Here is an 18,726-nt window from a genome sequence, read left to right on the forward strand (position 1 = left end):
CCGCTATCGACATGACGCCGCCTCTCCGGGACGCCTCCCAACTCATTCGCCGCCTCAACCCCCATTGCACGCGCGCGCTCGAAGCCGCCGCGAACCTGTGCCTGACCCGGCTCGCGGACGAAATCGCGGTGGAGCACTGGGTGCTGAAACTGATCGAAGCGGATGACGGCGACATTCCGGCGATCCTGCGCCACTACGATCTCGATATCGATGCGGTGTGGGACGCGTTGATCGACGTGATCGACCGCATGCCACGCACGTTGCGCGGCATGCCGGCGCTGTCACGGCAGCTCGCCACGGTGATCGAGGATGCGTGGACGCACGCGGTGTCGGACGATTGCGACGGCACCATTCGCTCGGGCCACCTGCTGCAGGCGATCGTCGATGCGCCACACGTCTTGCGCACGCAACGTGCGTGGCCGCTGCTGTCGGTTTCAAGCGCGCAGATCCGACGCGTGCTGCCCCGGATCGGACGACGTTCATCCGAGAACGCGTCCGATGAAATGACGTTGCAGCCGAAAGCTTCGCCAGCCGTCGATCAACGCGATAGCGCAGCGACTGAAGCCTCCCCCGATTGTCGCGATCGGCAGGCACCATCTCGCACCACCAACGACAACGCCCTCGCGCGCTTTGCGCTCGACCTGACCGAAAAGGCCCGCCGTGGCGAGATCGACACCGTGCTCGGCCGCGACCGGGAGATCCGGCAGATGATCGACGTGCTGGCGCGCCGCCGCAAGAACAACCCGATCCTCGTTGGCGAGCCGGGCGTCGGCAAGACAGCGTTGGTCGAAGGACTCGCGTTGCGCGTGATCGAAGGCAGCGTCCCGGAAACGATCCGCGACACGCGCATCCTGACGCTCGACCTCGGCCTGCTGCAGGCCGGCGCAGGCGTGAAGGGGGAATTCGAGCAACGACTGAAGAACGTGATCGACGAGGTGCGGACATCGGCGACACCCATTCTACTGTTCATCGACGAAGCGCACACACTGATCGGTGCGGGCAACGCGGCGGGCGGCGCCGACGCGGCCAACCTGCTCAAGCCGGCGCTTGCGCGCGGCGAGCTGCGCACGATCGCGGCGACCACGTGGGCCGAGTACAAGGAATATTTCGAACGCGATGCCGCGCTCGAGCGGCGCTTCCAGGTCATCAAGGTCGATGAGCCCGACGACGACACGGCCTGCCTGATGCTGCGCGGGCTCGCAAGCCGCTATGCGCAGCATCACGACGTCCACATCCGCGACGAAGCGATCGTCGCGGCCGTGCGGCTGTCGCGCCGCTACATTCCGGCCCGGCAACTGCCCGACAAGGCCGTCGATCTGATCGACACGGCGGCCGCGCGCGTGCGCATGGCGCTCGACGTGCCGCCGGTGGAGCTGCAGCAGGCACGCGCGACGCTGACGGCACTCGAACTGGAACGCGCCGCACTGGATGCGGATTCCCGTGCCGGGATCGGCGACGTCGTCGAACGGCGCGCCACGATCGGCACGGAACACGACGCCATGCGCGACACCGTCGACATGCTGCTCGGCCAGTACTCGCGAGAACGCGAACTCGTCGACGTCTTGCGCGCCCTTCGCGGCGCGGCCGGCCCGGCCCCCGATCAGGCGGCCATTTCCAATGCCATCGATGCGCTGTCGACCGTTCAGGGCAAGGCGCCGATGATCGTCGCCGACGTCGATGCGCAGTCCGTCGCGCGCGTCGTCGCCGAATGGACCGGTGTGCCGGTCGGCAATCTCGTCGACGATGAACTGCGAAGCCTGCTCGCGCTCGAAACGACGCTCGCCGCGCGCGTGATCGCGCAGGACGATGCGATCGGTGCGCTGGCGGAGAGCCTGCGTACCGCCAAGGCCGGCCTGAAGAACGAGCACGCACCGCTCGGCGTGTTCCTGCTCACCGGGCCGTCCGGCGTCGGCAAGACCGAAACCGCACTGGCACTCGCCGACCTGCTGTTCGGCGGCGAAGCCGCGCTGACGACGATCAACCTGTCGGAATACCAGGAAGCGCATACGGTATCGCAGCTCAAGGGCTCGCCGCCCGGCTACGTCGGTTACGGACGCGGCGGTGTGCTGACCGAAGCCGTGCGTCAGCGTCCGTACAGCGTCGTGCTGCTGGACGAAGTCGAGAAGGCGCATCGCGACGTGCTCGACATTTTCTATCAGGTGTTCGACCGCGGCACGATGCGCGACGGCGAGGGACGCGAGATCGATTTCCGCAATTGCGTGATCGTGATGACGTCCAATCTCGGTAGCGCGCAAATCGATGATGCAACGGCCGAGGATCCGGCGATCGCGCACGAAGCGCTGCGCGAAGCCGTTCATCCTCAACTGGTCGCTCACTTCCAGCCCGCACTGCTTGCGCGCTTTCAGACACTCGTCTATCGGCCGCTCGACGCGGCGGCGCTCGCGTCGATCGTGCGGATCAAGCTGGACAAGATCGCCGAGCGCCTCCATCGGCAACACGCGGTGGCATTGACGTACGCGGACGACCTGATCGAATCGATCGCACAGCACTGCGTGTCACGCGAATCCGGCGCACGCAGCGTCGACGCGTTCCTGAACCAGCGCGTGCTGCCGGTCATGTCCCGCGAACTGCTTGGACGAATGGCATCGGGCACTACGCCAGGGCAGATCCTGTTGTCGGCCACCTCCGATGGATCGTTGACGATAGACCTCGTCGACGCGCCGGCGGCCAGCGATACCGGCATGACGCGATGGAACGACCGATGACCGCCGGCCCCTCCCTCTACGACATGCTGCTCGGCCAGATCGGCGGTGCACCGATCGGCGCTTACGACGACCGGACGCTCGAATGCCTGAGCGTGCAGCAGAACGTACACCGCATTCTCAATACGCGGGCCGGTGCGCTCAAGCACCTGCCCGACTACGGGCTACCCGATCTCACGAACATCTACAAGGCACTGCCCGCATCCGCACACTTGCTCAAGCAGCAGATGGAAGCGACGCTGCTGAAATACGAGCCGCGCATTCGCTCGATCGACGTCGGGATCGTCGACAACCGCGATCCCGGTATTCTGGTCAGCTTCGAGATGACGTGCCGCCTGAAGAATGCCGGACTCGTGCGTTTCGGCACCTACTTCGAGCCGCCGGGCCGCCTGCGCATCGAACGACGCGTCGATCGATCATGATTGCGCGCCATCAGCGCTCATGCGCCAGATGCGCCGCAAACCCCACCTTCTCCGGCGCGATCTCTTTCTTGAGCGTCAGCGCCGGAATCTCGTAATCGCCCGCATTCTGCCGCCGGAACGGGATCGGCGGCGTGGTCCACAGATCGTCGAGGCGCTTGCCGAGCGCCGCGCGCGTTGCGTCGAAGCGCTCATCGTTCATCTTTCCCGTCCGGTAAATCACGAACGGCGGCAGCACGTCGAACCCCGGGTAGTACAGAATCCCGTGCTGGATCGGGAACAGCACGTCGTCGATCGGCCCGTTGATGCCGCGCGCGCTGTAATGCGACTCCCAGCCGCCCGTCGTGACGATCACCATCGCCCGTTTGCCCGCCAGCGAACCTTCGCCGTAACGGTCGCCCCAGTGCAGGTCGGAATGCTCGCCGACGCCGTATGCGAAACCATACGCATACACACGCTCGACCCAGCCCTTCATGATCGCCGGCATCGAGAACCACCACAGCGGGAACTGCAGGATCACCGCATCGGCCCACTTCAGCTTGTCCTGTTCGCGCGCGATGTCGTCGCGCTGCGTGCCCGTCTCGAACGCATGCTTCGAATCGAGCGCAGGATCGAAACGCGCGTCGGGTGCACGGACGGTCACATCGTCCGCGTCGAACGCGGCCTTCCAGTTCATCGCATACAGGTCCGTCACCTGCACGCTATGACCCGCCGCTTCGAGATGCTCGACGGCAAAGTCGCGCAGCGCGCCGTTCAGCGAACGCGGCTCCGGATGGGCATAAACGATCAGCACATTCATGTTCGTCACTCCGTTGATTGAATGACTGCAGGATGCCGTCGCCGAAGGTATATTAGAAATGAATTCCCGATATTCCAGGTATAGCCGTGAACAATCTCAGACGACTGGATCTGAACCTGCTGGTCACCCTCGACGTGCTGCTCGCCGAGCACAACGTCACGCGGGCGGCCGAGAAACTGAACATGTCGCAGCCGTCGGTCAGCGTGCAGCTGCAGAAACTGCGCGACCTGTTCGGCGATCCGCTGTTGCTGCCGGGGCCGCGCGGGATGCGGCCGACCGCGCGCGCGGAAACGCTGCGCGAGCCGCTGCGAGATGCGCTCGAAGCAGTCGAACGCGCGGTGCTGACGGCCACGCCGTTCGATCCGGCAACCGCGACGAACACGTGGCGCGTGGCCGCAACCGACTATGGCGAATCGACGATCGTGCTGCCCGCGCTGAACAGGCTGCGCTCGGCCGCGCCCGCGACGCGCCTCGCCGTCGTCGAACTCGTGCCGCCGCGCATCGAGCAGGACGCCGAGCGAAACGGTATCGACCTGGCCTTCCATACGACCGAAGGTTCGCCGGAAGGGATGCGGCGCCTGCCGCTGTTCGTCGAGCGTTACGTGCTGGTCGGCCGCGCCGGTCATCCGAAACTGAAGCGCCGCCCGACGCTCGCGCAGTTCGGCGCGCTGGAACATGTGATCGTGTCGCCCGACGGCGGCGGCTTCTTCGGCGTGACGGACGAAGCGCTCGCCAAAGCCGGCGCCACGCGGCGCGTGGTGCTGTCGGTGCCGCATTTCCTGTTCGTGATGACGGCCGTCGCCACAACCGACCTCGTGGCGATGCTGCCCGAGCGGCTGGTGCGCAACACGCCCGCATTGCGCGTCGTGGAGGCGCCGGTCGACGTGCCCGGCTATGAAATGTCGATGCTGTGGCACGAGCGCGTGCACCGCGATCCGGCGCATCGATGGTTGCGGGAGACGATCGCCGCGTCGGTGTAGATCGCCAGACGAGCGGTCGGCGCAGTGAGGCCACCGCGAGGTTCCGAGACATGACGTGCGCAGCGCGATGCAGCGAAGAGCACGGAGCAGAAACGCGCTTCTTGCTTATGCGGCTTCATGCGTCGGCCGCCCTCGCCGGTCGCCCTTGCCGGTCGCCCTTGCCGGTCGCCCGAATCCGCTCACCCGAATCCCGGTCGCCCCACGAACACATTCATTCAGTACTTGAAACCGCCTCGAACACTGTATATATTTACAGTGCTTTTGTGCCATTTGACCCGAATTCCGTCACCCATGACGGACGGACTTTTGTGAGGCGACCATGTTCCAGTCATCCGCATTCGATCCCGAGCAACCCGGCTTCAACCCCGTCCACTTCGAGCGTGCCGCGCGGCAAGCGGTCGTCGATCTTCAGCGTGTCGTCGGCGGCCCCGCGCAGCGGGCGCTCGGCTTGCGGCGCCGCAGCCATCCGGCCGCCGTCCGCACGATGAGCTGGCAGGCGCTGCTGAATGTCGAGGAGCTGGCGTTCTCGAACACCGGCTTCCTAAACCGCAACGATCCGATGGTCGTCGACGCCTTCATCCGGCTGCGCGACAGCCGGATGGTCGCCGCGGACGTCGAGGAAGCCGTCGACTGGAAGCGCGACGACGACGATCTGCCCGCCGTCTATCTGATCGTCAAGGCGATGCTGGAAGCGGAAGAGCGCGAGACACAACGCGTCGAGATGGAGTGACGGCGGCGCCTCGCGCGCTGTACCGTTACAGCCGCGCCGCGAGCCGCGCGCCCTGATCGATCGCACGCTTCGCATCGAGCTCGGCCGCCAGTTCCGCGCCGCCGATCAGATGCACGGAGCGTCCGGCCGCCTGCAGCGGCGCGAACAGCGCGCGCTGCGGCTCCTGCCCCGTGCACAGCACGATCGTGTCGGCTTCGATCAGTTCGTGATCGGTGCGCTGCTCGCCGTACGACACGTGCAGCCCGCGCGCATCGATCAGTTCGTAGTTCACGCCGCCGATCATCTTCACCTGCTTCATCTTCAGCGTCGCGCGGTGAATCCAGCCGGTCGTCTTGCCGAGCCCCTTGCCGAGCGGCGCGGCCTTGCGCTGCAGCAGCGTCACTTCGCGAGCGGGCGCCGCGACCTGCGCGCGCGTCACGCCGCCGCGCGTCGCGGCCGGATCGGTCACGCCCCACTCCGCCTTCCACTCTTCCAGATCGAGCGTCGGCGACTCGCCGTCCTGCACCAGATACTCGGCGACATCGAAGCCGATGCCGCCCGCGCCGACCACCGCGACACGCCGGCCGACCGGCTGCCTGCCGGCGAGCACGTCGATATAGCTGAGCACGTTCGGCCCGTCCTGGCCGGGAATCTTCGGGTCGCGCGGCGCCACGCCGGTCGCGAGCACGATCTCGTCGTAGCCGCCCGCGATCAGTTCGCTCGCATCGACGCGGCGGTTGAGGTGCAGATTCACGCCGGTCAGCTCGACCTGACGGCCGAAGTAACGCAGCGCTTCGTCGAACTCCTCCTTGCCCGGAATCCGCTTCGCCATGTTGAACTGGCCGCCAATCTCCGGCGCCGCGTCGAACAGGTCGACGTGGTGGCCGCGCTGCGCGAGCACGGTCGAGCATGCAAGCCCGGCCGGCCCGGCGCCGACCACCGCAATGCGCTTCGGCTGCTGCACGCGCGTATAGATCAGCTCGGTCTCGTGGCAGGCGCGCGGGTTCAGCAGGCACGACGCGATCTTGTTCCTGAACGCGTGGTCGAGACACGCCTGGTTGCAGCCGATGCAGGTGTTGATCTCGTCGGCGCGGCCCTGCGCGGCCTTGACGACGAACTCGGCATCCGCGAGCAGCGGGCGCGCCATCGACACCATGTCCGCGCAGCCGTCCGCAAGGATCTGCTCGGCCACTTCCGGCCGGTTGATCCGGTTGGTCGTCACGAGCGGAATGCCGACCTCGCCCTTCATCTTCTTCGTCACCCACGCGAACGCGCCGCGCGGCACCGACGTCGCGATCGTCGGCACGCGTGCCTCGTGCCAGCCGATCCCGGTGTTGATGATGGTCGCGCCCGCGCGCTCGACGGCCTTCGCAAGCTGCACGGTCTCGCTCCAGTCGCTGCCGTCGGGAATCAGGTCGAGCATCGACAGCCGGTAGATCAGGATGAAGTCGCGCCCGACCGCTTCGCGCGTGCGCTCGATGATCTCGATCGGCAGGCGGATCCGGTTCTCGTACGAACCGCCCCACTGATCGGTGCGCTTGTTCGTATGCATCGAGATGAACTGGTTGATCAGGTAGCCCTCGGAGCCCATGATCTCGACGCCGTCGTAACCGGCCTCGCGCGCGAGCTGCGCACAGCGGACGAATGCACGAATCTGCCGCTCCACGCCGCTTGCGCTGAGTTCGCGCGGCGCGAACGGCGAAATCGGCGACTTGATCTTCGACGGCGCAACCGCGAACGGGTGGTAGCCGTAGCGGCCGGTATGCAGGATCTGCAGCGCGATCTTGCCGTCGTCCGCATGCACGGCGTCGGTGATCACGCGATGGCGCCGCGCGCCGGCCGACGTCATCAGCGTGCCGCCGAACGGCTTGGTCCAGCCGGCCACGTTCGGCGCGAAGCCGCCGGTCACGATCAGGCCGACGCCGCCGCGCGCGCGTTCGGCGAAATAGTCGGCGAGCCGCGGCAGCGTCTTGCGGCTGTCCTCGAGGCCCGTGTGCATCGACCCCATCAGCACGCGATTCTTCAGCGTGGTGAAGCCGAGGTCGAGCGGCGCGAGCAGATGGGGAAAGGAGGTCGTCATGATGATCCTGCCGGTAAGCGATGCGTGTCATCGTAGGCCGCGCGCCGCCTTGAACGTGAGGGGGCAAACAGCCATAATGCTTGTCATTTCCGGCCAAATCGACATGACCTCCCCATCACGCAAGGACCACCTCGGGCTACGCCGGCCGACGATTCCGGTCGCCTATACGCGCCTGCTGCTGCAGGCGCTGGCCGCACGCGGCGTCGACCTGGCCGCCGTGCGCGCGGGCACCGGGCTGCGCGATGCGGTGTTGGCCGAACCGGACGCGCGCGTCGCGCCGTCGCAATGGGGCCGGCTCGTGCTCAACGCGATCGAGATCGGCGGCGATCCGGGCATCGGGCTGGCGTTCGGGCTGCTGCTGAAGCCGACCGTGCACGGCTTCCTCGGCTATGCGACGCTGACCGCGCGGGACATCCGGGAAGCGCTGGTCGTCACGCAGCGCTACTTCCGGATGCGCAACCGCCAATATCGGCTGACCTACGCGGAGGACGCGCACGGCGCGACGCTCGAGCTGCACGGCGTGCAGGCGAGCCCCGTGCTGCAGCATCACGTGATGTTCGAGTTCGTGCTGACGGGGCTCGCGCAGAACATCTCGCAGTGGTCCGGACGCGCGTCGCCGCCGATCGTGCTGCGCTTCACGTGGCCCGAGCCCGGTTATTTCGCGCGTTATCGCGACCAGTTGCCGCCGGTCGAATTCGGCTGCGCGGCGAACGCGCTGTGGATCGCGCACGACGTGCTCGACTGGCCGCTGCCGCTCGCCGACGAAGTCGCGCACCGGCAGGCGCTGGTGCAGGTCGAGCGCGAGTATGCGCAGGTACGCCAGGAGGAAGGCGATCTCGTCGAGCGCGTGCGCGCGGAACTGGCGCGAACGGCCAGCGACTATTCGAGCCCGGAGGCGCTCGCGGACGCGCTGCTGGTATCGACGCGCACGTTGCGGCGCCGGCTCGAGGACGCCGGGTCGAGCTATCGGCAATTGCTCGACGAAGCGCGGTTTCGCGACGCGAAGCAATTGCTCTGCGCGTCGGACCTCGACCTGAAGACGATCGCCGAGCGGCTGCAGTTCACCGACCCGGCGAATTTCACGCGCGCATTCCGGCGCTGGGCCGGGCAGACGCCGAGTGCGTATCGGGAAGCGGCCGGCGCCCCGGCGAGCGAGTGAGCCGGAAAGCGCGCGCGCCCCGTCGCCCGCATCGCCGACGTGAACAGAACCAAGCGCTGCCCGTCAACCGCCGACGAAGATCCACGCGCCGCCATCGCCCTCACCCGCCTCGATCCGCACCTCGCCCGTCGCGGCGACGATCGCGTCGTACACGTCGTCCGTCACGCACACCACCGGCACCGCGATCGCATACAGCTCGGCGGCGACGATCGCGCCGATCGAGATGATCAGGTCGCGCTCCTTCAGCACGATCCCGACCGGCCCCGTGCCGTTGCGCACCGCTTCCGCGAGCACGCTGCTGCTCGAACTCGAGCCCTTCGCGTGCGGCATCACCATGATCCGGCCGGCGAGGCTCGCGCCCGCCTGCGGATGCCCGCGATCGACGATCCGCCCCGCCCCCGAGTCGTAGCCGCCCCAGAAGCTGAGCGGCTTGTCGAGCACGATCGTCTTCGCGCATGCGCTGCCCGGCACGAGCGTGTCGCCCGTCAGTTTCCCGATCGTTGCATCAGTCATCGAATCGCACCTTTCCTTCGAACGCGGAACGCACGCATTCGCGCATGCTGCCGTACGCCACCGTGACGCCGATGTTCGCGGGCGCATACGACGCCCACTTCCCCGAGTTGGTCATCACCAGGCCCGACAGCTGTTTCATGACCGGCGTGATGTACGTGCAGGTATCGACGACGATCTGGATGCCGCGCGCGTCGAACTTGCCGGCGAGCCCGAGCTCGCCCAGCTCCCACAGGATGAAGCGGCTCGTGTTCACGTAGAAATCGCACTTCGGCCGGCCGTCGAACTGATCGAGCAGCGCGTCGAGCGTGCGGAACTCGGCCAGCGAGAAGTGCGGCGTGCCGAGCGCAACCGCGACGAGCGCATCGCCGGCCGCGCCGTGGTTCAGCGTGCGGCGGATCTCGTCGAGATCGGCCATCGCGACATCGACCGTGCGCTGCGCCGCCCGCCCGTGCAACGCGGCGTCGAGCGTCGGCGCCTCGGGCGTGACGCCCACCGCATGGAACAGCGCAACCGCCCCGCTGGATGCGGCAGCCGCGCCGAGCGCCTTGAGTTCGTCTTCGGTGGTGTCCGCGGGCAGCCCGACGATCGCCGGCACGGTCGCGCCGGCGATCCGGCCGATCAGAAGCCCAAGCGCCGCGAAATAGATGTCGCGCGAGGGCCGCTTGCCGAAGTCCGGCGCGTTGAACACGATCCGCGCCGCGCGATTCGCTTCGACGTGCAGCCCCGCATACGGCGCACGCCCGGTGATCGCGGCGGCCAGGTCGAGAAAGTCGCCGTAGCGGCTGGTACGCGCACCGAGCACCGAATTGGCGAACACGATCGCATTGGATTCCGCCCACGCGATCTGCTCGCCCAGGCGCGGACGATTCTTCAGCTGATACGGCGCGCACGTGAAGCTCGATTCGCAGCCGAGCTGCAGATGCGCATCCATCAGGCGCTGCGCGTCGCGCTGGATCGCGCGGTCGCCGTGATACAGCTCGGGATGGATCAGGTCGAGCGACCCGACGTTCAAAGTGGTCGGCACCGCGACCCGCGCGCCGGTGTCGACGAAATACTCGACGAAGTCGAGGCTGGTCCGGCCGTGGTAAAGACAGCCGTCGATATGCGCGGACGTGATGTCGATCAGGTGCGGCGCCGACATGACCTCGGCCGTGCGCGCGACGATCCGCATCGCGCGCGCGACGCCGTCGCCGAATGCGCCGCGCAACATCGCGTCGTCGCGTTCGCTCAACTGCAGCATGGGGGGCTCCTCGTGTCTCGTCCGGTGGATCCGGATCGCTTTTGTCATACTACCGCGCGTCGCGCCTAGCGCTGCGCCGTCAGGCTGAACAACTCGTCGCGCAACGCCTGGGCGCGACCCTGGCCGAATTGCGTCTCGAACTCGTCCTGCGCGGCTTGCCACGCGACCTTCGCTTGCGCGTAGGTGCGCTCGCCGAGCTTCGTCAGGCTGAGTGCATGCGCGCGGGCGTCATGCTCGGACGCGGCCGCGGCGACGAAGCCGTCGCGCTGCAGCGGCTTCAGCGCGCGCAACAGCGTCGTGCGGTCCATCACCAGCCGGTCGGCGAGTTCGCTCATCAACAGGCCGGGCCGGCGCGACAGGTTCGCCATGATCGAGAACTGCGCGGCCGTGACGCCGACGGGGGCCAGATGCCGCTCGTAGAGTTGCGTGACGAAGCGCGCCGCCTGACGCAGCGCGAGGCAATTGCAGGCCTGGGCCATCTGGATGTCGTTCATGACCGGCAATTTATATGTGCATATGCATAAAGTCAATGTACACTCGGCCGTAACAAGGGCCGGCGCCGGCCGCGCGCATCCGGCGCCGCGCCATCGCTTCGAGGAGACGGACATGGACTACATCGACAAGCTGCGGATCTTCCGGTCGGTGGTGGAAATGCGCAGCTTCACGCGCGCGGCCGACATGCACGGCCTCGCGCGGCCGGTCGTGTCGCGGGCGGTCGCGGATCTGGAAGCGCGCTTCGGCAGCCGCCTGCTGCACCGGACCACGCGCCAGGTCTCGCTGACCGAAACCGCCGAGCGCATCTACGAGCGATGCGCGGCGGTGCTCGACGAGCTCGACTCGCTGGAAGCGCAGGCGCAGTCGTACACGCGCGAGCCCGAGGGACTGCTGCGGCTCGTCGCGCACACGACGGCCGCGCTGAACCGGCTCGTGCCGCTGATCGCCGGTTTCAAGGCCGCGCATCCGAAGGTGCGGCTCGACGTCACGCTGACCGAGCGCCCGGTCGACCTCGTCGGCGAAGGCTACGACATCGGCATCGTCGTGCCGTACATGCTGACGAGCGAGACGACCGTCGTGCGGCTGATCGAACGCATTCCGGTGGTGATCGTCGCGACGCCCGCCTACCTGCGCGCGCATCCGCGTCCCGAAACACCGGCCGAGCTCGCCGGCCACATGTTCGTGCCGATGTCGCCGTCGCTGCGCCGGCCCGCGCTGTCGTTCCGCGTCGACGGCGACACGCTGACCGTGCCGTTGAGCTTCGACGTTTCGTCGAACAGCCCCGTCTTCAACCGCGAAATGGTGATGCACGACTTCGGCATCGGCGTGGTGCCGAGAGCGCTCGTCGAAGCCGAACTCGCGTCGGGTGCGCTCGTGCAGTTGCTCGAAGGCGCCGATCTCGTCGACGCGTTCGTGGAAATCAAGCTCGCCTACGCGAACCGCGCGCTGCTGCCCGCGAAGGTCAAGGCGTTCATCGACTACACGGCCGCGTACTACGACCGCGAAGGCTCGATTGTTCCGGCCGCGGCCTGATCCGGCGCGCAAACGCACCTTTCCACCGCCGATTGGTACAGCCACGGCACCAATCTGATCCTGTCTCGCCGCTCGCTTCGCATCGCGTGGGCACCTAATATGTGCACATGCACAAGTCCACGCTTATCGATGACGATTGTTTCGCGGTCCGGCAAGCCGCCCGGCGAATCTCGCAGTTCTACGAGCGCTACCTGTCGCGGGCGGGCGTCACGCCGTCGCAGTACAGCATTCTCGCGCTGCTGCGGGAGCGTCCGGGCCTGACGATGGCGACGCTGTCGGCCGTGCTGGTGATCGAGCGCACCGCGCTGTTGCGCGCGCTGAAGCCGCTGGTCGGCGCGGCGCTGGTCACGGGCCGGCTCGAGCCGCGTTGCCGGCGCCAGACGTTCGCGCTGACCGCGCACGGCGAAACGAAGATCGCCGACGCGCATGTGCACTGGCTCGCCGCACAGGAAGCGTTCGAGCAGCGGTTCGGACCGGCGCAGGCGGCCCGCCTCAGAGACGAATTGTTCCGGATCACGCACAACCTGCCGGAACGCTAACTTCCCCGATCGGCGACGCGTCGTCGGTCGTTTCAATAAGTGCATATACATAGGTGAATCGATGGAAACGACCCAAGCCGCTGCCTCCCGCGAGGCAGCCACAACCGACCGGCCGGCAAAGCAGCGCCGCGTGCCGTGGATGCGGATCGCGGTGGCCGCCGTCGTCGTCGCGGTCGCGGCCGCGGCGCTCGACTGGCTGTTCGTGCTGCGTTTCCAGGAGAGCACCGACGATGCGTATGTCGGCGGCGACGTGACGGTGCTCGCACCGAAGGTGAACGGTTTCGTCGACAAGATCCTCGTGACCGACAACCAGCGCGTGAAGGCCGGCGACGTGCTCGTGCAGCTCGATGCGCGCGACTACGATGCGAAGCTCGCGCAGGCGAGCGCGGAAGTCGACAGCGCGCGCTCCGCGGTGGCCGAACTCGAAGCGAAGCAGCAACTTCAATACGCGGTGATCGGCCAGCATGCGGCGGACCGGAATGCGTCGTCGGCCGAGCTCACGCGCGCGTCGTCCGATCGCGTGCGCTACCGCGAGCTCGTGAAATCCGATGCGGTATCGAACCAGATCGTCGAGCGCGCGGACGCCGATTACTCGAAGGCGGATGCGGCCGTCGCACGCAGCGACGCCGCGCTGCTAGCGTCGAAGCGGCAGCTCGACGTGCTCGGCGCGCAGCTCGCCGATGCGCGGGCCCGCGTGAACACGGCACTCGCCGCGCAACGCGTCGCGGCGCTGAACGTCGAGTACACGACGATCCGCTCGCCGGTCGACGGTTACGTCGGCAACCGCACTGGCCGCGTCGGGATGCTCGCGAACGTCGGCGTGCCGCTGCTGACGGTCGTGCCCGCGGCCGGGCTGTGGATCGACGCGAACTTCAAGGAAGACCAGCTGCGCAAGATGCACTCAGGCGATCGCGTCGACGTCACGCTCGATGCGTCGAGCACGCGCCTCCACGGCCGCGTCGACAGCCTGGCGCCCGCGACCGGCGCGACCTTCAGCGTGCTGCCGCCCGAGAACGCGACCGGCAACTTCACGAAGATCGTCCAGCGCGTGCCGGTGCGCGTGCATCTCGATCCGCAGCCGGGCATCGAGCACGTGCTGCGCCCGGGTCTCTCCGCGGTCGTGACCGTGCATACCGACCACGCGAACTGAACGGGAGCCTGCGATGACCACCGCGATTTCCGGCGACCCCGCGTCGCAACCGACCAGGCAGCGCGTCTTCGCGTTCGCGCTGATGTGCGTCGGCTTCTTCATGGCGACGCTCGACATCCAGATCGTCGCGTCGTCGCTGCGCGACATCGGCGGCGGGCTCTCCGCGAGCCAGGACGAGCTGTCGTGGGTGCAGACGGCCTACCTGATCGCCGAGATCATCGTGATCCCGATGTCGGGCTGGCTGTCGAAGGTGATGTCGACGCGCTGGCTGTTCACCGCGTCGGCGGTCGGCTTCACGATCACGAGCATGCTGTGCGGGCTCGCGTGGGACATCAACTCGATGATCCTGTTCCGCGGGATGCAGGGTGCGCTCGGCGCCGCGATGATCCCGACCGTGTTCACGACCGCGTTCGTGCTGTTCCCCGGCAAGCAGCGGCTGATCGCGTCGACGACGATCGGCGCGCTCGCGTCGCTCGCGCCGGCGATCGGGCCGGTGATCGGCGGCTGGATCACCGATCAATGGTCGTGGCACTGGCTGTTCTACCTGAACCTCGTGCCGGGCATCGCGGTGGCCGCGCTCGTGCCGCGCTACGTGCACATCGACGCACCGGACCTGAGCCTCGTCAAGCGCGGCGACTATCTCGGCATCGTGCTGATGTCGGGCTTCCTCGGCTGCCTCGAATACGTGCTCGAGGAAGGCCCGCGCAAGAACTGGTTCGGCGATCACGTGATCGTGTTCTGCGCGTGGATCTCCGCCATCTGCGGCTTCCTGTTCATCGTGCACGCCCTGACCGCGGAAGACCCGATCGTCGACCTGCGCGCGCTCGCCGTGCGCAACTTCGGGATCGGCAGCCTGCTGTCGTTCGTGACCGGTATCGGGATCTTCGTCACCGTGTTCCTGACGCCGCTGTTTCTCGCGCAGGTGCGGGCGTTCAGTTCGCTGCAGATCGGCATCGCGCTGCTGTCGGTCGGCGCGTTCCAGCTGCTCGCGCTCTGCGCGTATGCATTCGCCGCGCGCTACTTCAGCATGCGCGCGCTGCTCGTGTTCGGGCTGATCTGCTTCGGCCTCGGCTGCTACCTGTACACGCCGATCACGCACGACTGGGGCTGGCGGGAACTGCTGCTGCCGCAGGCGCTGCGCGGCATCGGCCAGCAGTTCAGCGTGCCGCCGATCGTGACGATGGCGTTGGGCTCGCTGCCGCAGTCGCGGCTGAAATCGGCGAGCGGCCTGTTCAACCTGATGCGCAACCTCGGCGGTGCGATCGGCATCGCGGTGAGCGCGACGATGCTCAACGACCGGCTGAACTTCCACTACCTGCGCCTGAACGAGCATGTGAGCGCCGGCGAGCCGCAAGTCGCGTCGCTGCTCGACCGCCAGGCCGCGTACTGGACCTCGGTGGCCGGCAACACGCTGGATACCGCGCAGGCCGGCCTCGCGAACCTGCACCGCCTGATCTATCGGGAAGCGCTGACGCTCACCTACGCGGATGCGTACTACGTGCTGTCGCTGTGCTTCGTGGTCGCGCTGGTCGCCGTCGCGTTTTCCCGTCCCATCACCCTGAACGCGCCGCCGCCGGACGCGCACTGAAGCCAAGGTCGTCATCATGAAAAAGCTACTCGTCGCGCTGGCCGTCAGCGCCTTCGCCGCAGGGTGTGCGGTGCAGCCCGCGCAGCATCCCGCGCTGCACGATTCCGTCCAGTCGCTTGCGCCCGCCGCGTGGGACACCGACGTGCCGCGCGCCGACATCGACGCCGCCGCGTGGTGGGCGCAGTTCAACGACCCCGTGCTCGACCGGCTGATCGCGACCGTGCTCGACGGCAACCTCGATCTGCAGGCCGCCGCCGAACGCGTGAAGCAGGCGCAGGCGCTGACCGTGCAGAAGCGCGCGGTGCTGCTGCCGGAACTCGACGCGACCGCACATGCGGCCGACGCGCGCCAGAACACGCCGCCGCCGCTCGGCTACGTGCGGCAGGCCGGTGCGGGGCTCGCGCTGAGCTGGTCGCCCGACGTGTTCGGCGGCGAACGGCTCGACCTGCTGGCCGCGCAGGCCGAGCTGGTCGGGCAAAAGCATGCGGAAGACGCGATGCGGCTCGCGCTCGCGGCCGATGCGGCATCCGCCTATGTCGACCTGCGCTGGGCACAGCAGGAACTGAAGATCCTGGAGGACAACGCGGCGATCCGCCGGCATGCGCTCGAACTCACGCGCAAGCGGCAGGCGTTCGGGCTGTCGACGGAACTCGACGTCACGCGCGCGCAGAACCAGCTCGATGCGCTGGAGGCGCGGATTCCGCCGACGCAGGCGCAGATCGCGCATCAGCTCAACCTGATCGCCGTGTATTCGGGCCGCACGCCCGAATCGGTCGACCGGCTCGTGCTCGCGCAGGGCGGCGCCATTCCGGCGCCGCCGGCCGGGTCGCCCGCCACACTGCCGTCGCAGGCGCTGCTGCGCCGGCCGGACGTGCTGACCGCTTACGCACAGGTCGAGCGGCGCGCGGCACAGGTCGGTGTCGCGAAGGCCGAGCGGTATCCGAAGTTCTCGCTGAACCTGACGGACGGGATTCTGGCCGCGTCGTATCTCGGGTTGCCGACGCTGACCGACAACCTGTTCAGCGCGGCGCTGAGCGCGACGAGCCCGATCTTCAACGCGGGACGGATTACCGCCGATATCTCGCAGAGCGAAAGCCGGATGCGCGAGTCTGAACTCGGGTTGCGGCAGACGATGCTGCAGGCGTTGCGGGAGGTCGAGGATGCGCGCGCGAACCTCGTCGGCAGCGATGAAGCGACGCAGCGGCTCGGCAGCGCGCTCGCGGCTTCGGACAAGGCGCTCGGGCTGGCGAACCAGCTCTACAAGGGCGGCGCGACGGATTTTCTGGACGTGCTGTCGGCGCAGGAGGTGTATCTGCGGGATTCGGACGCGCTCAACCAGGTCAGGCGCGAGCATGCGCTGGCGGCGGTCGCGTTGTATCGCTCGCTCGGGGGCGGGTGGAGCAGGAATGATGCGGCCGGTGGGCCCGAGGTGGAAGCCGTGGCGAAGAACTAGGCGCGATCACGATACGGCGCCGGCCTCGACACGTGCCGGGGCCCCGCTCTTCAGCCGCACGATCCCGGGCATTCGCCCGACAACGCGATCAAGCAAGCCGCCAACCACGCGATTGCGAATTCGCGTATGCCGGAGGACGAGGTCATCCCGCGTCGGGCCAGCGGTAACCGATCACTTCGTTCAGCGGGTACGCAAGCTCGCGTACCTCTTCAAGCTGATTGCCGCCGAACAGATGCACGTACTCGTCGTCGTGGCGCAAGTAGAACCCGACATGCCCTTTCCAGCTCGCGGGATCGTCACGCGTCAGAATCGCGATGCAGCCGTAGACCGGGCTGTCCAGCGGGCGGCCCCATTCGAGCCACGAACGCGCGAGCGCGGACCCCGTGCCGCGGATGCCCGCATGCGTCATGCACCAGTTGACGAACGATGAGCACCAGGAAATCTTGTCGTCGTAGCCGACCAGATTCGTCCGGTTGTTGTACTCGACGATGCGCGGGTTCACGCTGCCGGGCGGATGGCGGCGGATGCCGAGTTCGGCCAGGGCGACGGCCATCCACGGCGGATCGGCGGCGTCCGGGTTGCGCTCAGGATTTGCTCGGGTCACGTCGTTCTCGGGCGAGTGTGATGTGCGTGCAATCTTCGCACGGATGCGGAGGTCGGCACCACCGTTCGGTCAGCCCAGGCCTCTCAAGTACGCCACCCACTTCGACGCCGGGATAGCGTCATGCGCCACCGGCGTCGAAAGGAAAATCCGGTAACCCGAATCGAGCGCGCGGCTCCAGTCGGGAGGTACAGAATTGATCGCACGCGAGGTTCGGGCGCGCATTGTTGCGCGCCCGGGCGACTCCTATGCGTCGGGTATCCGGTCCCACGGCGCTGCCTTTAACCGCGCGTATCGACCCAGTTGCGTGCCCAGCGTTCCGAGTGCCGCAATGCCTGCGCTTCACTCGCGAAGTAATCGAGCGAATAGAACCGGTAGCGGCCTTCGACAGACGCGCTATCGATGCGCTCGAGCAGCAGGTTGGCTGAAAAACTGCCATCGGGCAAACGATGCGCCGAGGGCCGGACGGCATAGCCGTTGTATTGGTGATTTTGTGTGTTTTGCATTTTTAATTTTAATAATGTTCGGCTGCGCGCGTGCCGTGCGATATGTGCACGGATGCGCCGATCCAACGCCATTGCGAGCTGAATCTGAAGCAGTCGGAAAGCGAAAGTACGGCGCTGCGGCCGGAGGGGGAACGAAGTGTATGGCGCCTGGTTGGCGGCTCAATGAGCAGACGCAGCCGGAAACGAGCGCGCCAACTTTACGAGACCAAGCTCCGTGCGGATGTCGCTGCGGCCCGGCGCCCATCGTGGGATGGCCGGGCCCTTCAGACTTTACAGCGGCTTGATGTTGGCCGCTTGCAGACCCTTCGGGCCTTGCTTCGTCTCGAAGCTCACTTTCTGGTTTTCGGCCAGCGTCTTGAAGCCGTCGGCACGAATTTCCGAGAAATGAGCGAACAGGTCGTCGCCGCCGTTGTCCGGCGTGATGAAGCCAAAGCCTTTGCTGTCGTTGAACCACTTGACGATACCGGTATCCATGAAGATTCCTTGAGAAAAATGAAGATTTGCCCTGCTGGAGAGCGCGTGAAGCATCAAGGAGGGAGAGGACAACGAATACCGCTGAGGAGAGCGAGCAATTGATGAACAGCAATCGGACTTCTTGGACTTCGACGCACACACTAACCGCCGGGGAGATGCGCGTCAACGGCTAACTTGTAACTGTTTTACCTCGCGACCCGCTGTTCGGGCGAAGCGATGCGGCCCTGACTGACGGCGCGCGTGGCCTGGCCGGGCGCGCGTTGCAC

18 protein-coding genes are annotated in these 18,726 nt (G+C 67.1%); 10 read left to right on the plus strand and 8 right to left on the minus strand.

Features of this window, described 5'->3' with window-relative positions:
- Positions 1-11: 11 nt before the first annotated feature.
- The gene (gene tssH / locus DIE16_RS19310) at positions 12-2,726 is read left to right on the plus strand and encodes a type VI secretion system ATPase TssH (protein WP_124893226.1); all 2,715 of its coding nucleotides are present in this window, start codon (positions 12-14) and stop codon (positions 2,724-2,726) included.
- The gene (gene tssE / locus DIE16_RS19315; RefSeq protein WP_124893228.1) at positions 2,723-3,145 is read left to right on the plus strand and encodes a type VI secretion system baseplate subunit TssE; all 423 of its coding nucleotides are present in this window, start codon (positions 2,723-2,725) and stop codon (positions 3,143-3,145) included. The genes tssH and tssE overlap by 4 nt, the downstream gene beginning before the upstream one ends.
- 10 nt (positions 3,146-3,155) lie before the next feature.
- Here the strand turns inward: tssE and DIE16_RS19320 are convergent, their stop codons facing one another.
- Complete coding sequence (locus DIE16_RS19320; protein WP_124893230.1) at positions 3,156-3,941, minus strand: NAD(P)H-dependent oxidoreductase; 786 nt, start codon at positions 3,939-3,941, stop codon at positions 3,156-3,158.
- Positions 3,942-4,027: 86 nt separating this feature from the next.
- Between DIE16_RS19320 and DIE16_RS19325 the strand changes: the two genes are divergently transcribed.
- Both DIE16_RS19325 and DIE16_RS19330 read left to right on the plus strand, forming a co-directional pair.
- Complete coding sequence (locus DIE16_RS19325; RefSeq protein ID WP_124520323.1) at positions 4,028-4,921, plus strand: LysR family transcriptional regulator; 894 nt, start codon at positions 4,028-4,030, stop codon at positions 4,919-4,921.
- 319 nt (positions 4,922-5,240) lie between these two features.
- Positions 5,241-5,651, plus strand: coding sequence for a DUF2471 family protein (locus DIE16_RS19330; RefSeq protein WP_044847560.1), 411 nt, complete (start codon positions 5,241-5,243; stop codon positions 5,649-5,651).
- 25 nt (positions 5,652-5,676) lie between these two features.
- Here DIE16_RS19330 and DIE16_RS19335 read toward each other — a convergent pair whose 3' ends face one another.
- A complete protein-coding gene (locus tag DIE16_RS19335) occupies positions 5,677-7,710 on the minus strand; it encodes an NADPH-dependent 2,4-dienoyl-CoA reductase (RefSeq protein ID WP_124520324.1) in 2,034 nt (677 codons plus the stop codon).
- A gap of 76 nt (positions 7,711-7,786) precedes the next feature.
- On the opposite strand from DIE16_RS19335, the gene DIE16_RS19340 reads away from it, so the two are divergent.
- Positions 7,787-8,869: an AraC family transcriptional regulator gene (locus DIE16_RS19340; protein WP_124893232.1), complete on the plus strand. Its 1,083-nt coding sequence runs from the start codon at positions 7,787-7,789 to the stop codon at positions 8,867-8,869.
- 63 nt (positions 8,870-8,932) lie between these two features.
- On the opposite strand, the gene DIE16_RS19345 is transcribed toward DIE16_RS19340, so the two are convergent.
- From DIE16_RS19345 to DIE16_RS19355, 3 genes are all read right to left on the minus strand, one after another.
- On the minus strand, positions 8,933-9,382 hold the full coding sequence (locus tag DIE16_RS19345; RefSeq protein WP_124893234.1) for an aconitase X swivel domain-containing protein: 450 nt from the start codon (positions 9,380-9,382) through the stop codon (positions 8,933-8,935).
- Positions 9,375-10,622, minus strand: a complete 1,248-nt coding sequence (locus DIE16_RS19350) for an aconitase X (protein ID WP_044847565.1) — start codon at positions 10,620-10,622, stop codon at positions 9,375-9,377. The genes DIE16_RS19345 and DIE16_RS19350 overlap by 8 nt, the downstream gene beginning before the upstream one ends.
- A 65-nt stretch (positions 10,623-10,687) precedes the next feature.
- The gene (locus DIE16_RS19355) at positions 10,688-11,116 is read right to left on the minus strand and encodes a MarR family winged helix-turn-helix transcriptional regulator (RefSeq protein ID WP_044847566.1); all 429 of its coding nucleotides are present in this window, start codon (positions 11,114-11,116) and stop codon (positions 10,688-10,690) included.
- 112 nt (positions 11,117-11,228) lie between these two features.
- On the opposite strand from DIE16_RS19355, the gene DIE16_RS19360 reads away from it, so the two are divergent.
- From DIE16_RS19360 to DIE16_RS19380, 5 genes are all read left to right on the plus strand, one after another.
- A complete protein-coding gene (locus DIE16_RS19360; protein ID WP_044847567.1) occupies positions 11,229-12,149 on the plus strand; it encodes a LysR family transcriptional regulator in 921 nt (306 codons plus the stop codon).
- Positions 12,150-12,256: 107 nt separating this feature from the next.
- Entirely contained in the window at positions 12,257-12,688 is a 432-nt protein-coding gene (locus DIE16_RS19365; protein ID WP_044847568.1) for a MarR family winged helix-turn-helix transcriptional regulator, read from the plus strand.
- A 61-nt stretch (positions 12,689-12,749) separates the two neighbouring features.
- Positions 12,750-13,838 (plus strand): HlyD family secretion protein, encoded by a 1,089-nt coding sequence (locus DIE16_RS19370; RefSeq protein WP_124520327.1) that lies wholly within the window; start codon positions 12,750-12,752, stop codon positions 13,836-13,838.
- 13 nt (positions 13,839-13,851) lie between these two features.
- Positions 13,852-15,426 (plus strand): DHA2 family efflux MFS transporter permease subunit, encoded by a 1,575-nt coding sequence (locus DIE16_RS19375; protein ID WP_124488781.1) that lies wholly within the window; start codon positions 13,852-13,854, stop codon positions 15,424-15,426.
- A 16-nt stretch (positions 15,427-15,442) separates the two neighbouring features.
- A complete protein-coding gene (locus DIE16_RS19380; protein ID WP_124893236.1) occupies positions 15,443-16,879 on the plus strand; it encodes an efflux transporter outer membrane subunit in 1,437 nt (478 codons plus the stop codon).
- Positions 16,880-17,021: 142 nt separating this feature from the next.
- On the opposite strand, the gene DIE16_RS19385 is transcribed toward DIE16_RS19380, so the two are convergent.
- The 3 genes from DIE16_RS19385 to DIE16_RS19395 all read right to left on the minus strand — a co-directional run bounded on the left by DIE16_RS19385 (position 17,022) and on the right by DIE16_RS19395 (position 18,460).
- Entirely contained in the window at positions 17,022-17,432 is a 411-nt protein-coding gene (locus tag DIE16_RS19385; protein WP_124893263.1) for a TIGR02594 family protein, read from the minus strand.
- Between the two features lie 329 nt (positions 17,433-17,761).
- A complete protein-coding gene (locus tag DIE16_RS19390; RefSeq protein WP_044847573.1) occupies positions 17,762-17,986 on the minus strand; it encodes a hypothetical protein in 225 nt (74 codons plus the stop codon).
- Between the two features lie 270 nt (positions 17,987-18,256).
- Positions 18,257-18,460, minus strand: coding sequence for a cold-shock protein (locus DIE16_RS19395; RefSeq protein ID WP_006485974.1), 204 nt, complete (start codon positions 18,458-18,460; stop codon positions 18,257-18,259).
- Between the last annotated feature and the right edge of the window lie 266 nt (positions 18,461-18,726).

It is taken from the genome of Burkholderia sp. Bp9090 (assembly GCF_003857985.1).
Classification (GTDB): domain Bacteria; phylum Pseudomonadota; class Gammaproteobacteria; order Burkholderiales; family Burkholderiaceae; genus Burkholderia.

Bases quoted from the DNA above. Each gene is read 5' to 3' on its own strand.
- DIE16_RS19345 (WP_124893234.1), bottom strand. From the start codon at position 9,382: ATGACTGATGCAACGATCGGGAAACTGACGGGCGACACGCTCGTGCCG.
- DIE16_RS19390 (WP_044847573.1), bottom strand. From the start codon at position 17,986: ATGCAAAACACACAAAATCACCAATACAACGGCTATGCCGTCCGGCCC.
- DIE16_RS19350 (WP_044847565.1), bottom strand. From the start codon at position 10,622: ATGCTGCAGTTGAGCGAACGCGACGACGCGATGTTGCGCGGCGCATTC.
- DIE16_RS19375 (WP_124488781.1), top strand. From the start codon at position 13,852: ATGACCACCGCGATTTCCGGCGACCCCGCGTCGCAACCGACCAGGCAG.
- tssE (WP_124893228.1), top strand. From the start codon at position 2,723: ATGACCGCCGGCCCCTCCCTCTACGACATGCTGCTCGGCCAGATCGGC.
- DIE16_RS19395 (WP_006485974.1), bottom strand. From the start codon at position 18,460: ATGGATACCGGTATCGTCAAGTGGTTCAACGACAGCAAAGGCTTTGGC.
- DIE16_RS19320 (WP_124893230.1), bottom strand. From the start codon at position 3,941: ATGAATGTGCTGATCGTTTATGCCCATCCGGAGCCGCGTTCGCTGAAC.
- DIE16_RS19365 (WP_044847568.1), top strand. From the start codon at position 12,257: ATGCACAAGTCCACGCTTATCGATGACGATTGTTTCGCGGTCCGGCAA.
- DIE16_RS19355 (WP_044847566.1), bottom strand. From the start codon at position 11,116: ATGAACGACATCCAGATGGCCCAGGCCTGCAATTGCCTCGCGCTGCGT.
- DIE16_RS19340 (WP_124893232.1), top strand. From the start codon at position 7,787: ATGCTTGTCATTTCCGGCCAAATCGACATGACCTCCCCATCACGCAAG.
- DIE16_RS19330 (WP_044847560.1), top strand. From the start codon at position 5,241: ATGTTCCAGTCATCCGCATTCGATCCCGAGCAACCCGGCTTCAACCCC.
- DIE16_RS19360 (WP_044847567.1), top strand. From the start codon at position 11,229: ATGGACTACATCGACAAGCTGCGGATCTTCCGGTCGGTGGTGGAAATG.
- DIE16_RS19370 (WP_124520327.1), top strand. From the start codon at position 12,750: ATGGAAACGACCCAAGCCGCTGCCTCCCGCGAGGCAGCCACAACCGAC.
- DIE16_RS19380 (WP_124893236.1), top strand. From the start codon at position 15,443: ATGAAAAAGCTACTCGTCGCGCTGGCCGTCAGCGCCTTCGCCGCAGGG.
- DIE16_RS19385 (WP_124893263.1), bottom strand. From the start codon at position 17,432: ATGGCCGTCGCCCTGGCCGAACTCGGCATCCGCCGCCATCCGCCCGGC.
- tssH (WP_124893226.1), top strand. From the start codon at position 12: ATGACGCCGCCTCTCCGGGACGCCTCCCAACTCATTCGCCGCCTCAAC.
- DIE16_RS19335 (WP_124520324.1), bottom strand. From the start codon at position 7,710: ATGACGACCTCCTTTCCCCATCTGCTCGCGCCGCTCGACCTCGGCTTC.